Source organism: Nonomuraea sp. NPDC026600 (assembly GCF_040638335.1).
Lineage (GTDB): Bacteria > Actinomycetota > Actinomycetes > Streptosporangiales > Streptosporangiaceae > Nonomuraea.
Genome location: NZ_JBEZYD010000003.1, coordinates 581,680 through 595,107 on the forward strand (window position 1 = coordinate 581,680; position 13,428 = coordinate 595,107).

Sequence of the window (13,428 nt, forward strand, 5' to 3'; positions counted from 1 at the left end):
GCACCGCCCGCGCGGGGCACGTCATCGGCATCGCGGGCGGTGCCGGCGCGTTGACGTCCGCCTGCTTCGAGGGGATACAGAGACAATGACCTTCCATGTCGACTCCGAGGTGGGCAAGCTCTACCAGGTGCTGCTGCACAAGCCGGACCTGGCGCTCAAGCGGCTCACTCCGACCAACAAGGACGCGTTCCTCTTCGACGACGTGCTGTGGGTGCAGCGCGCGATGGAGGAACACGAGGAGTTCCAGCAGGTGCTGCGGGAGCGCGGCGTCAAGGTCCACATGCTCGCGGACCTGCTCCAGGAGACGATCGAGATCCCCGAGGCGCGCAAGCACATCCTCGACGGGATCCTCGACGAGCGCTTCATGGGCCCGCTGGCCGTCGACGACATCCGCAACACGCTCGACGCCATGGACTCCAAGACCCTGCAGCTCTACCTGACCGGCGGCATCACCAAGCGCGAGATGGTCGAGGCCGGCTGCGACCCGAAGTCGATGTCGTACCACGCGGCCGGCGACGACGACTTCATCCTGCCGCCCCTGCCGAACCACCTGTTCACCCGCGACACCTCCTGCTGGGTGTACGACGGCGTCTCGATCAACGCGATGAAGAAGAAAGCGCGGATGCGCGAGACGGTGAACATGGAGGCCATCTACGAGTTCCACCCGACCTTCGCCGACGGGTTCGGCCGGCCGCAGAAGGGCGGCTACCACGTGTGGCTGCCCGGCCAGTCGGTCGCCCCGGCCACGCTGGAGGGCGGCGACGTGCTGGTCCTCGGGCGCGGTGTGGTGCTGATCGGGATGAGCGAGCGCACCCAGCCGCAGGCCATCGAGATGCTCGCGCAGCGGCTGTTCCAGGCCGGCTCCGCGCGGAAGATCATCGCCCTGAACGTGCCGAAGGCCCGCGCGTTCATGCACCTGGACACCGTGATGACGATGGTGGACGTGGGCGTGTTCACCAAGTACGCGGGGCTCGGCATGCTGGCCTCGTACACGATCGAGCCGGGTGACACCGAGAAGGAGCTCAAGGTCACCGACCACCCGCCGCAGGACATGCACCGCGCCATCGCGCGGGCCCTGGAGCTGGACGACATCAAGGTCCTCACTCCGCTGCAGGACGTCTACGCGGCCGAGCGGGAGCAGTGGGACGACGGCTGCAACGCCCTCGCCATCGAGCCGGGCGTGGTCATCGCCTACGAGCGCAACACCACGACCAACAACTTCCTGCGCGACAACGGCATCGAGGTCATCACGATCCGGGGCAGCGAGCTCGGCCGGGGCCGCGGCGGCCCGCGCTGCATGAGCTGCCCGCTAGAGCGGGACGGCATCTGACACATGAGGGTCATCGTCGCTCTGGGAGGCAACGCGGTTCTCCGGCGCAGCCAGAAGGCCGACGCCGAGCCGCAGATCGCCAACGTCGCCAACGCGGCCAAGACGCTGGCCAAGCTCGCGGAGAAGCACGAGCTGATCATCACCCACGGGAACGGGCCGCAGGTGGGCCTGCTGGCGCTGGAGAGCGCCAACGACCCCCGCCTGACCAAGCCCTACCCGTTCGACACGCTCGGCGCCGAGACCCAGGGCATGATCGGCTACTGGATGCTGCAGGCCCTGCAGAACGCGCTGCCCGGCCGTCAGGTGCTGGCCATGGTGACCCAGACGCTCGTGTCGGCGGTCGATCCGGCCTTCGAGAAGCCGACCAAGTTCGTCGGCCCCGTCTACGAGCAGGACGAGGCCGCCAAGCTGGTCAAGGAGTACGGCTGGACGGTCGCGGCCGACGGCCGCTACTGGCGGCGCGTCGTCCCCTCCCCCACCCCGCAGCGCGTGGTGGAGACCCGGCTGATCAGCAAGATGGTCCGCGAGGGGGTCGTGGTGATCTGCGCGGGCGGCGGCGGCATTCCGGTCATCCGCGACGAGCACGGCCGCCTGTCCGGCGTGGAGGCGGTCATCGACAAGGACTCCACGGCGTCGATGCTGGCCGAGGCGCTCGAATGCGACGCGTTCCTCATCCTCACCGACGTGCCGCGCGTGCTGAAGGACTTCGGCACCGCGCGGCAGAGCGAGATCGCGAACACCACCCCGCACGAACTACGCGCCATCGACTTCCCAGCGGGCTCCATGGGGCCGAAAGTGGAAGCGGTCTGCCGTTTCGTGGAGACCACCGGCGACATGGCGGCCATCGGCGAGCTCGGGCAGGCGGAGCAGATCCTGGACGGCTCCGCGGGCACGATCGTCACGCCGAACGCCCATTGGCCGCTCACCAGCACGCTTTAGGGCTCAAGGAGGTCTCGAGTGGCACTCGCCCAACGGCTCTTCCGTACCAAGCCCACTGAACAGATCGTGGCCGAAGGCGGCCACGGCGAGGGCGGTGAGCTGCGCCGCACGATGTCGCTGTGGCAGCTCACGCTGTTCAGCGTCGGCGCCACGCTCGGCACCGGCATCTTCGTCATCCTCGGCCAGGCCGTGCCGAAGGCCGGTCCCGCCGTCGTGCTGGCCTTCGTGCTGGCGGCGATCACGGCGCTGTTCTCCGCGCTGTCCTACGCGGAGCTGGCCGGCTCGATCCCGGTGTCCGGTTCGTCCTATTCCTACGCGTACGCGACCCTGGGCGAGCTCGTCGCCTGGATCTGCGGCTGGTGCCTCATGCTCGAGTACGCGGTGTCGGTCGCGGCGGTGTCCGTCGGCTGGGGCGAATACCTCAACTCCTTCCTGCACGGCCTGTTCGGCTGGTCGCTGCCCGATGCGATCACCCGCTCCCCCGGCCAGGACGGCGGCGTGGTCAACGTCACCGCGATCCTCATCGTGCTGCTGGCCACCTGGCTGCTGCTGCGCGGGGCCTCGGAGAGCGCCACGGCCAACGCCGTGTTCGTGCTCATCAAGATCGCCGTGCTGATCTTCTTCTGCGTGGTGGCGTTCACCGCGTTCAGGGCCGGGAACTTCTCGCCGTTCGCGCCCATGGGGGTCGCGGGCATCACGGCCGCCGCCTCACAGGTGTTCTTCTCCTACATCGGCTTCGACGCGGCCTCCACCGCCGGCGAGGAGGCCAAGAACCCCAAGCGCGACCTGCCGCTGGCCATCATCCTGTCCCTGGCCATCGTCACGATCGTCTACGTCCTGGTGGCCGTGGCCGCGATCGGCGCCATGCCGTGGACCGACTTCGACCCCGAGCGCACCGAAGCCAGCCTCTCCTACATCGTGAACCTCGCCACCGGTGCCACCTGGCCGGGCCTGATCGTCTCCTTCGGCGCGGTCATCGCGATCGCCAGCGTCGTCCTGACCGTCATCTACGGCCAGACCCGCATCCTGTTCGCGATGTCCCGCGACGGGCTCATCCCGCACATCTTCCAGAAGGTGAACCCGCGCCGCCAGGTCCCGATCGCCAACACCCTCATCGTGGCGGCGTTCATCTCGGTGCTGGCCGGGCTGGTGCCGCTGGGCCAGCTCGCCGAGGCCACGAGCATCGGGACGCTGTTCGCGTTCGCCATCGTCAACATCGGTGTGCTCGTGCTCCGCTACCGCAGCCCCAACCTGCCGCGCAGCTTCCGCACGCCGTTCTTCCCCGCCACTCCGGTGCTCGGCACGATCTTCTGCGTCATCGTGATGGCCGGTCTCGCCGGCGTCACCTGGCTGGCGTTCGGCCTCTGGATGCTGGTGGGCCTGATCTGTTACTTCCTGTACGGCTACAGCCACTCGCGGTTGAACACCGAGGTGCCCAGATGAAGTTCGAAAGCGTACTGGTCGGTTTCATCCCCGGGCCCAGGGGGCGTGACGGCCTGGCACTGGCCGTGCTCCTCGCCAGGCAGGCCAAGGCGCGCCTGCTGGTGGCGACCGTGCAGCCGCCCGTGTGGACCACGCCGGGGCCCGCCCGTGCCGACCTGAGCGAGTGGCGCAACTACCTGAAGGAGCAGGCGGACGCCACGCTCCAGCAGGCGCGGTCGCTCACCGGCGACGAGGCCGACTACGTCGTCCACGCCCACAAGGGCAGCGGGCGCGGGCTGGTGGAGCTGGCCCGCCGGCGCGCGGCCGACGTCGTCGTGATCGGCTCCGCGCCGCGTGGCGGCAAGGGCCGCATCTCGGTCGGCAGCACCGCCGACCAGTTGCTGCACTCCTCGTCGGTACCGGTCCTGCTGGCCCCGCGCGGCTACGCGGACGCGCCGACCTCGGCCTTCGAGCGGATCACCGTCGCCTACCGCCGGGGTCCCTGCGCCGACGCCGCCGTCCGGGACGCCGCCCAGACGGCGGTCACCCTGGACGTGCCCCTGCGGCTGGTCACGCTGGTGATCCGCGGCGCCCGCCGCGCCAAGGTCGAGGAGGACATGCTGACACGGCTCCGCGACCAGGTGGCGGCCGACCTCACCGAGGCGGCCAGCGGGCAGCGGCCGCACATCCGGGCGGAGTTCGAGATCCTGGAGGGCCGCGACGTGGCAGAGGCCATGGGGCAGACGTCATGGCTGCCGGGCGAACTGCTCATCTGCGCCTCCAGCAACGCGGGGCCGTTGCGGCGGGTGTTCCTGGGGGACACGTCGCTCAAGATCGTGCGTGCTGCCACATGCCCGGTCATGATCCTAACCCGTCAAGCCTGACCGCGGCACCACGCGCTTCGCCGCCCGTCGCCCCGCCGTCCGCCGGGGCGACGGCTGCCGGGGTTCATCGGGTCCGTCCGGCGTCCATCGTCGCGTGCCCGCCCGGCCGGGATGGCGCTTTTCCCGCCCTGCCGCGCCCTCTCGGCCGCTCGCCGCCGACCCTCCTCAGCCCCCTCTCACCACCCCTCACCTCGGCCTCTACGCGATCACTGACAGGGGATTCGGGGTGATTTCACCATGTATGTCACCGGGGCAAACAGTGACGAAGTATTGTTGCCAGTGGGACAAGAGGGGCGATTAAGTCGTTCCATCCCGGATCGGATTCGGCATCTTTTTTCCAATCAGCTTGACCTTAGGCGTCCACCCCTTTACCGTCACTGTGCGTAACCACACTGCGCGGCGTTATGGGGTAAACCCAGAGCCATGGCTACCGATGGTGCCGAGCCAGGCACCACACCCCCCGGTGGCCGGGGCATTCGCCGCAAGGGAGCACAATCTATGAGAGCGCTACATACGAGAGCCGGGGGGCCACACGATGCCGTCTGAGTACGCAAAGTCGCTGGGTGCACGACTCCGCGCCATCCGCACCCAGCAGGGGCTTTCCCTGCATGGAGTCGAAGAGAAGTCGCGTGGCAGGTGGAAAGCCGTGGTCGTAGGTTCGTACGAGCGTGGCGACCGCGCTGTAACGGTTCAGAAGCTTGCCGAGCTTGCCGACTTCTACGGGGTGCCCGTCTCCGAGCTGCTGCCCGGCGGTGCCGCGCCCAGCCCGCTCGGCCCGACACCCAAGCTTGTGATCGACCTGGAGCGCCTTGCGACGCTGCCGAAGGAGAAGGCCGGGGCACTCGCCCGTTACGCGGCCACCATCCAGAGCCAGCGTGGTGACTACAACGGGAAGGTCCTGTCGATCCGCCAGGAAGACCTGCGCTCCCTGGCCGTGATCTACGACAAGTCGCCCAGCGAGCTGACGGAGGAGCTCATCAGCTGGGGTGTCCTCGACGCGGAGGCCCGCCGAGCCGTCGAGTCCTTCTGACCACTCCTGTTTTCGGGGCGCGCCATGTGATCGGCGCGCCCCGCCTTCATGCCCTCTTTCGTACGACAGCACGAGGGGCGTACGTCAGGACGAGGGGCGTACGGGCAGCATGAGCGACGTACGGCAGCATGAGCGACGCATCGTACGGCGCCGCGAGGAACCCCCGCGCTCTGCCCCGGCAAGCATGGGAACCCGCCGACCACTGTGAGGGCCTCCAGCAAGTCGGCCTCTGACCGCACAGGACGAGCCGCCGTTTACGACGCCCACCCAGTACACGGGCCCTCGTCAACGAGCTTCCCTCGCCAACCGCCGCAGGCGGAATCCGCCTTCGCTTCGAGGTGTACGTCCACGGGCTTCGCACTCGGGGCCCGGGGAGACGCCGCCGGTGCTTGGGGTCGAGGCCGTACAACCGGTTGGCGGAGACGACACCGCGCACATCCGGTCGCAGGTCCACTCGCGCGCCTCTCAGATCCCACGCGCGCATTCACCCTCGCAGGGCCGGCCGCGCAAGTTCACCGCGCAGGCGCAGCCAGGTAGGTCAGTTGGGCGCGGCCACGAGCCGTCTGGCCAGGTCGGTGGCTGTCTGCTGGGTGAGGGCACCGCTGATCTCCAACACCCGTCCAGGGATCTGCTGTGTGATCGTCGGTGCGGTGATCACTTTGCCGTCGACGACGACCGCGAGTTTGTTCCGCGGAGCAGGCAGTTGGTAGAGCCTTGATGTCAGGTCGGAGAACGTGGGACCGTCGGTCTCGTTGAGCGTGACCTGGACTGTCCAGGTCGTCCCATAGGACATGGCGGCTGTTGCCTTCTCAGCTCTGATGTCTGCCATCCCTTGGCCGAGCTTGTAACAGGAGGAGCCGCCGAGAGCGGCCACCGTTCCCGGGGCACAGGGAACGGAGGACTCCTCAAGCACGGGCCGCAGTTCGAAGGACGCCGGCGGCGATTCGGGCCGGGGAGCTCCGGTCATCGCTGTGAGCACTCTGCCCGTCATGACGATGACGAGTCCGGCCAGCCCCAGAACGATGAACGTTGCCACGACGATGGCGATCACATGGACTCGCTTCACAGAACCCCCACAGAAGACCATCGTCCGGCGCCAAGCGCCCAGCACTCCGACTTCGATGGCACGAACCTAGCCGTCAGCAGATTTCCGTGACAATGATCAGCCTTCGATGGCAACGGAGCCCCAGATCGGGAGAGGGAAAGCGATCTCCGCCTGGCGATATCGAACTCCAGTTCGTATAATGGACCAATGCATCTCGACACGAAAGGCCTACCAGGACTGTGGCGACCGCCGATCGTCGAACATGCCGCGACGATGTTCCCGGCCACCGGCAACGGTGAGGCGCGATATCTGCTGGCGTGGGGCGATGCGGAAGGAGAACGGTGGGGCTTCCTGCTCTGGCCCCCGCACACGGTGAACACCGATGACGGCAGCGAGCACATGGGCCAGGCCCACTGGGTGCGGTGGCAAGACATCCGCCCAGTAGCCGGCGAGGACTACAGCACCGTACCGCTGTGCGATCCGATGTGAACGACCTCCTGCCGCGCCACCGAGGACATGCGGGCAGACCCGTCGGGACATCGTGTGTTGATCAAGTGGGGATTCGCACGCGCGCGAGTCGGGACCTGTAGGTCGGATCGGGACGCTTAGGACGAGCAGCTCAGCGCGGCGACGAAAGCGGGACACGGGCTCGCCTTCGCCGCCGCGTGGTCGCATCTAGCGCATCCCCGCTCCAAGGGCCAGCATGGTCACAGCGTCCAGGATTCGGTCCGGCCCGCGTCGGCGCGTTCCGCACACTCGAGACGCCCGCCCCGCCTCCATCGGACCGGTGTGGCCACCCATCTGCGGGACGTTCGGCCTCACCTGCGCTGGCACTATCCGCGCGTACTTGCGGCGTCCCGCTTGCCTCCACCGGTCTGGCGTGGTCACCCATATTCGGGACGTGGGGCCTCGCGTGCATCGGCGTGTTCGCGCACGCTTGGAACATCTCGCTCCGCCGTTGCCGGTTTGGCGTGGTCGTACTTGGTCGAGGGTCCCTCGCCTGCGTCGGCGTGTTCGCTCGTGTTGGGGTTGTCCGGCTGCCCACTCGCCGCTGATGTCGGCGGCGCGAGCGGTGTGGTCAGCCGGCCAGGGGGACCTCGACCGGGAGTTGGGGTTGGGCGGGGACGCCCAAGATGTCCTGTACCACGGCGACGAAGGTGTCCGCCTCGGCCAGGAGCTCGTCCGCGTCGGCTGCGCTGACGCCACGGACCATGCCGGCCTCGGCGGCGGCGCGCTTGGCGGCGCTCACCGAGAAGTAGGCGGCCCACTCCGCGAGCCTGGGCTCCGCCTCTGGGAGCAGCTCCCAGGCGCTGCGCAGGCGGCGCCTGCGGCCTTCCATGGGGCGGGGGCGGGCGGCCAGGATCGCCGCCGCCGCTCGCAGAGCTGCCAGATGTGCTGCCACATATCGGGATGCCGGGGTGCGAGCGGTCGCCGCCTCCGCCAGGCAGGAACGTGAATCCGTCAGGTGTGCCCGAACCGCGGGCGACAGCCGGGGCCCCTGCGTATCGCCGAGCCGTTGTGCCATCTTGCGCGCCTCCTTGGAGTCATGGCGGCTCCCGACGTCTCCGCCGGTGGAGCCAACGTTCGCAGACTCCACCGACAATTCCGCCGGGCTGGCTGGACGAGGAGCTTCCCCACTCCCCGTCCAGCCAGGACGCGCCCACTCGTCTCCGCCGACGACAAGGACACGCCCTTCGCCCTGGAGCCTGATCGCGGGTCTCGCTTGGGGGAAGCGAACGGCCCGCGACCAGGTCCTACGACGTGAGCCGCGAGCCTCACGCCACTAGGTCGAACATAATTTCGATCACGCTCGGTGTCAACCTGTTCTACGAACACAGATTCGATCAACATGGGGGGCGAAAGAGCATACGCCCTTCGACGTGCGGATCCGCCCTGAGAGGGGCGCCGTCCTGAGAGGGGCGCGCCGGGTGGGGCCGTGTTGCGAGGGGGGCGCCGAGGGCCAGGTGTCGGGTCCGTGAAGCATGCAGGTGAGCAGAGGCAGGGCGAGTGGTCGAAGGCGCCAGGTCCCGCGCAGGACGTAGCGGGGTCGCGAGCTTGCGGCAGGGCACCGTGGCCAGATTGCCGCTGCCCACGAGTGACCGGTATGGAGGGCCGCAGTGACCGTTGACGCTACGACGGCCGACCTGAGCGCCCGTGGAGCGTGGCAGCTCAGCGTGGGACCGAGGGCCGTGGGGGCAGCCGGGCTCGGGGCGCGCGGCCGAGGGGCCGCAAGAGCTGAGGAGCAGAGGGCCGTGGAGCAAGCGGGCTCGGGGCGCGCGACCAAAGGGCCGCAGGGGCCGAGGGCGTGGACTCTGGAGCCAAGAGCCGAGGCGGCTATGGCGTGAGGGCCTTGGGGCGTGTGCCGTGGTGCCAGAGGCCGTGGGGTGTGGTGCGAGGCGCAGGGAGCCGCGTCGACGGCGGAGTGCTCCGGTCCGGCCAGGCCGTAAGACAATGCGGTCTGGCCAGAACGTAAGGCAAAAGAGAACCGCCGTCGGCGCGGTAATAACCGGCAAATCACGATAAAACGTGAAAAACGTACGGAATGGTGTCTCAGACCACCGAGATGGCCCCGGACGGGCACAACGTCACGGCGCGGCGGACGGCGTCTTCCAGCTCGGCCGGTGGGGTGGAGTCAAGGACCACCACCGTCCCCTCGTCCTCGCTCTGGTCGAATATCGCCGGCACCGTCAGCGCGCACATGCCCGCACCGATGCACACCGTCGTGTCTGCCTTGATCTCCATCATTGACCTACCAGGTGACAGGGAGGCGGTGCACTCCATAGATGCTCATGTCCGAGCGCATCGGCACCTCCTCCGGTGATACGGCCAAGCGTAGGCCGGGGAAGCGCCGCAGGAGCGCGGGGTAGCCGATGCGCATCTCGGCCCGGGCCAGTTGCTGGCCGAGGCACTGGTGGATGCCGTGGCCGAACGTGAGGTGACCGGTGGCGGGCCTGGTGAGGTCGAGGTGTTCGCCGTCCGGGAAGCGGGACGGGTCGCGGTTGATCACCGGCAGGTGGAGCATGACCGATTCGCCGGCCTTGATGACCTGGCCCTCGATCTCGACGTCGGCCAGTGCGCTCCTGAGCGGCCCGAGGTGGATGATCGTGAGGTAGCGCAGCAGTTCCTCGACGCCGTTCTCGACCGCGGACGGGTCGTCGCGCATCACGGCGAGCTGGGCGGGGTTGGTGAGCAGCGCGTAGGTGCCGAGGCCGAGCATGTTGGCTGTGGTCTCGTGCCCGGCCACCAGCAGCAGGAACGCGACGCCCGTAAGCTCCTCGTCGTTCAGCTCGCCGCTCTCGACCAGGCCGCTGAGCAGGTCATCCGTCGGCTTGGCGCGCTTGCGCTGGATCAGCCCGTAGAGGTAGGCGGAGATGCGGGTCATCGCGCCGATGGCGTCCTCGGCCTTGACCTCCAGGTTGACGAGCACCTTGGTGTCTTCCTGGAACTGCGCCCGATCCTCGTACGGCACTCCGAGCAGCTCGCAGATCACCAGCGACGGGATGGGCAGCGCGAACTCCTGCACCAGGTCCACCGGCTTGCCCGCGGCCTCCATGGCGTCCAGACAGGCCTCGGTGATCTCGGCGATCCTCGGCTCCAGCTCCTTCATCCGGCGCACGGTGAACTGGCCGGTGAGGAGCTTGCGGTAGCGGGTGTGCTCGGGCGCGTCCATCCGCAGGAAGAACCCGGGCGGAACGCGGAAGCCCCCCTCCCTCGCGAGCTCCATCCGGGCCGGGATCGGCGCGTGCATGCGCTCGGGGCGGTTGCTGAAGCGCGCGTCGGCGAGCACGGCGCGCGCGGCGGAGTAGCCGGTCACGAGCCACCCGAGGTGCCCGTCGGCGTAGGTCATGCGGTGGATCGCCGCTTTTGGCCGTAGCTCGGCGATTTCGTCGGGCGGATCGAAGGGGCGTTGGCGGGTGGTGGTGAGGGTCAGATCAGACATGCTGCGGTTCCCTTTCTCGTCGTCAACCTCTCCAGAAAACCTCATCCGTTGCAAAATTTCAATGGGTGCAACAAATGGAGATTGACGGTAAAGTTCGCGACATGGTGGGACTGCGGGAGCGTAAGAAACAGCGCACGCGCCGGGCGCTGATCGAGGCCGCGCTCCGGCTGTTCGACGAGAAGGGCTTCGAGGAGACCACGCTGGCCGAGATCGCGGCCGAGGCCGAGGTGTCGACGCGGACGTTCTTCAGCTACTTCGCCAGCAAGGAGGACGTGCTGTTCTTCGACGGCGAGTCGCGCATGGCGCTGGCCATGGAGCTGATCTCGTCCAGGATGCCCGGCGAGCACCTGGCGGACCTGCTGCTGCGGCTGATCCGAGCGAGCGTGGACTGGACCACCGACAACGAAGACGCCTTCTCGGTGGAGCAGGTGCCGCTGCGGATGCGGCTGATCATGACCGTCCCCTCGTTGCAGGCGCGGGCGCTGCACCTGCTGTTCGACAGCCAGCTCCGGCTGGCGCGGGCGCTGGAGGACGCCTTCCCCGACGAGCTCGACCACGTGGACGCGGCGGCGGCCGTGGGCGCGCTGATCGGCGCCACCAAGCTCGCGGTCATCGCCAGCATCAACCGTGGCGGGTCGCTGGAGCAGGCGGAGGAGGCGGCCATCCGCGCCGCCCAGCTCACCCTGCGCGGCCTGTCATCGATCGGCTGAACCAGGACCGAGCGCGCAAGCGGATCAATCGGCTGAACCAGGAGCGAGCGCCCGCAGGCGGATCAGCGTGCTGGCGTAGTCACCCGCGGGCAGGTCCGGCAGCAGGCCCGGCGACATGAGCAGGGCCCCGTGGTGCAATGCCCCGGTGTCCTCGTCGCGGTAGCGGCCGAGCGGGTCGAGCCCGGCCAGGCGGAGCGGCACGAGCGGCGTTCCGTGCGCGACGGGCCCCCGCCAGGCGAGGACGACCACCCGGTCGCCGTGGGTGTACTGCACGCCGTACTCGAGCCTGTCCTGCCGCCCGAGCTGGACGACGGGTCTGATCTCCTTGTAGCGGCCGACCAGCGCGGCGGCCTCGGCCAGCTCGGCGGGGGTCCACTTCAGCAGGTCGCCGCCGAGGCCGAGCGCGCCGGCCATCGCGACGTGGAAGCGGAAGCTCAGCGGGGTGACCCGGTGGGTGAGCGGGTTCGGGCTGTCGGTGACCCAGGCGGCCATCACGCGGGCGGGGTAGATCTGGCTGAAGCCGCGCTGGATGGCGATGCGGTCGTGGGCGTCGGTGTTGTCGGAGGTCCACACCTGGTCGGTACGGGCGAGGATGCCCAGGTCGGTACGGCCGCCGCCACCCGCGCACGCCTCGATGCGCAGGTGCGGATGGTCGGCGCGGAGCCGGTCCATGATCGAGTAGACGGCTCTGACGTGGTCGATCCAGAGCCGGTCCTGGTCGGCGGCGCCGGGCCGGCCCGCCTCGGTGAAGGCCCGGTTGAAGTCCCACTTCAGGAAGTCGACGCCGTGCTCGCCGACCAGCCGGTGGAGCCACTTGTGCGCCCAGTCCGCGACGTCGGGCCGGGCGAAGTTGAGGACGAGCTGGTTGCGCAGCAGCGTGCGCGGGCGGCCGGGCATGTGCAGCACCCAGTCGGGGTGCGCGCGGTAGAGGTCGCTGTCGGGGTTGACCATCTCGGGTTCGACCCACAGGCCGAAGCGCATGCCCAGGCCGTGTACCTCGTCGATGAGCGGAGCCAGCCCGTTGGGGAAGCGGTCCGGGTTCGGCCACCAGTCGCCGAGCCCGGCACTGTCGCCGGTGCGCCCGCCGAACCAGGCGTCGTCCATGACGAACAGCTCCACGCCGGCGCGGGCCGCGAGCGCGGCGAGCTCCTTCTGGTTCGACTCGGCCACGTCGAACCCGACGGCCTCCCAGGCGTTGTAGACGACCGGGCGCAGCTCGTCCGGCTTGGGCAGCACGTTCTGGGTGACGTGATCGTGCCAGCGGCGGCTGGCCCCGCCGAACCCGTCAGGGGCGTAGACGCCGGCGAACACCGGCGTGACCCACTCCTCCCCCGGTTCCAGCCGCCAGGTGAGGCCCTCGTGGCCGAACCCGCCCGTCCACCCCGCGCTCCCCGAGGGGGTGCGCGTGACCGTGATGCGCCAGCTACCGCTCCAGGCCAGCGCACAGCTCCACACCTCGCCGTGACGCTCGCCGGCCTCGCCGCCGTCGACGGTGAGCCAGGGGTTCGCGTGATGACTGGTCACCCCGCGTCTGCTGGTCAGCGTCGTCTCGCCCACGGTGAGGTCGGTACGGCGCAGCTGATGCTCGGCGCTCCAGCCGCCGGTGGCGTGGCTGAGCCGGTAGCCGGACAGCAACGGAACGCTCCATGCGGCCGAGTCGCACCGCAGGATCGTCACGGGCACCTCGGACCGCAGCCCGATCCACCGTTCCAGGACGTCACCGCGCACCCGGTAGTGCAGGTCCACCTCGAACGGCTGGACGGCGTCCCGGAAGCGGACCGTCAGGTGTCCCCCGTCGACCGTGTGACCGAGATGGCGCCAGTCGACGCCCCGGGCCCCGTCGGGGAAGGCGATCTGCAGTGAAGGGGTGCCGAAGCGGGCGCCCGCTTCGGTGCCGAGCTCCTCGGCCGCTCCCGCGCCGTCGAAGCTGCTCGCGGGGGGCGCCGCCGGCCGGGGCAGGGAGGCGGCCTGCTCCTCGGTCAGAACGGGCCCCCAGTGCAGGTGGACGGGCGTATCCTCGGCGTCGAGGCCGAAGACGTAGCTGGTGGTGGAGGTACGCAGCAGGTACGTACGGCTGGCGGCGTCGAAGGTCACCGAAGGCATGTCCGGAGCCTAGATCGACGTGCCC

General features: G+C 69.1%; 12 protein-coding genes. 7 read left to right on the plus strand and 5 right to left on the minus strand.

Annotated elements, in window-relative coordinates; genetic code table 11:
- Nucleotides 1–85 precede the first annotated feature (85 nt).
- The 5 genes from AB0F17_RS09785 (at nucleotide 86) to AB0F17_RS09805 (ending at nucleotide 5,605) form a co-directional block, all read left to right on the plus strand.
- Nucleotides 86–1,330 (plus strand): arginine deiminase, encoded by a 1,245-nt coding sequence (locus tag AB0F17_RS09785; protein ID WP_358019064.1) that lies wholly within the window; start codon nucleotides 86–88, stop codon nucleotides 1,328–1,330.
- 3 nt (nucleotides 1,331–1,333) lie between these two features.
- On the plus strand, nucleotides 1,334–2,269 hold the full coding sequence (gene arcC, locus AB0F17_RS09790; RefSeq protein ID WP_358019067.1) for a carbamate kinase: 936 nt from the start codon (nucleotides 1,334–1,336) through the stop codon (nucleotides 2,267–2,269).
- A gap of 18 nt (nucleotides 2,270–2,287) precedes the next feature.
- The gene (locus AB0F17_RS09795; protein ID WP_358019070.1) at nucleotides 2,288–3,712 is read left to right on the plus strand and encodes an amino acid permease; all 1,425 of its coding nucleotides are present in this window, start codon (nucleotides 2,288–2,290) and stop codon (nucleotides 3,710–3,712) included.
- Complete coding sequence (locus tag AB0F17_RS09800; protein ID WP_358019073.1) at nucleotides 3,709–4,575, plus strand: universal stress protein; 867 nt, start codon at nucleotides 3,709–3,711, stop codon at nucleotides 4,573–4,575. The genes AB0F17_RS09795 and AB0F17_RS09800 overlap by 4 nt, the downstream gene beginning before the upstream one ends.
- 535 nt (nucleotides 4,576–5,110) lie before the next feature.
- Nucleotides 5,111–5,605, plus strand: a complete 495-nt coding sequence (locus AB0F17_RS09805; protein WP_026214021.1) for a transcriptional regulator — start codon at nucleotides 5,111–5,113, stop codon at nucleotides 5,603–5,605.
- 538 nt (nucleotides 5,606–6,143) lie between these two features.
- On the opposite strand, the gene AB0F17_RS09810 is transcribed toward AB0F17_RS09805, so the two are convergent.
- Entirely contained in the window at nucleotides 6,144–6,671 is a 528-nt protein-coding gene (locus tag AB0F17_RS09810) for a hypothetical protein (protein ID WP_358019076.1), read from the minus strand.
- 186 nt (nucleotides 6,672–6,857) lie between these two features.
- Here AB0F17_RS09810 and AB0F17_RS09815 point away from each other — a divergent pair, with 186 nt between their 5' ends.
- A complete protein-coding gene (locus AB0F17_RS09815) occupies nucleotides 6,858–7,139 on the plus strand; it encodes a hypothetical protein (protein ID WP_358019079.1) in 282 nt (93 codons plus the stop codon).
- A 589-nt stretch (nucleotides 7,140–7,728) separates the two neighbouring features.
- Here the strand turns inward: AB0F17_RS09815 and AB0F17_RS09820 are convergent.
- The 3 genes from AB0F17_RS09820 to AB0F17_RS09830 form a co-directional block, all read right to left on the minus strand.
- Nucleotides 7,729–8,175, minus strand: coding sequence for an SAV_6107 family HEPN domain-containing protein (locus AB0F17_RS09820; RefSeq protein ID WP_214637724.1), 447 nt, complete (start codon nucleotides 8,173–8,175; stop codon nucleotides 7,729–7,731).
- 1,025 nt (nucleotides 8,176–9,200) lie between these two features.
- Entirely contained in the window at nucleotides 9,201–9,392 is a 192-nt protein-coding gene (locus AB0F17_RS09825) for a ferredoxin (RefSeq protein ID WP_214638051.1), read from the minus strand.
- A 7-nt stretch (nucleotides 9,393–9,399) separates the two neighbouring features.
- Nucleotides 9,400–10,590 carry a cytochrome P450 gene (locus AB0F17_RS09830; protein WP_358019082.1) on the minus strand — a complete coding sequence of 397 codons (1,191 nt, stop codon included), beginning with the start codon at nucleotides 10,588–10,590 and terminating at the stop codon, nucleotides 9,400–9,402.
- Between the two features lie 101 nt (nucleotides 10,591–10,691).
- Between AB0F17_RS09830 and AB0F17_RS09835 the strand changes: the two genes are divergently transcribed.
- A complete protein-coding gene (locus tag AB0F17_RS09835) occupies nucleotides 10,692–11,300 on the plus strand; it encodes a helix-turn-helix domain-containing protein (protein ID WP_358019084.1) in 609 nt (202 codons plus the stop codon).
- Between the two features lie 24 nt (nucleotides 11,301–11,324).
- Here the strand turns inward: AB0F17_RS09835 and AB0F17_RS09840 are convergent, their stop codons facing one another.
- Nucleotides 11,325–13,403, minus strand: coding sequence for an alpha-galactosidase (locus tag AB0F17_RS09840; RefSeq protein WP_358019087.1), 2,079 nt, complete (start codon nucleotides 13,401–13,403; stop codon nucleotides 11,325–11,327).
- Nucleotides 13,404–13,428: the final 25 nt, after the last annotated feature.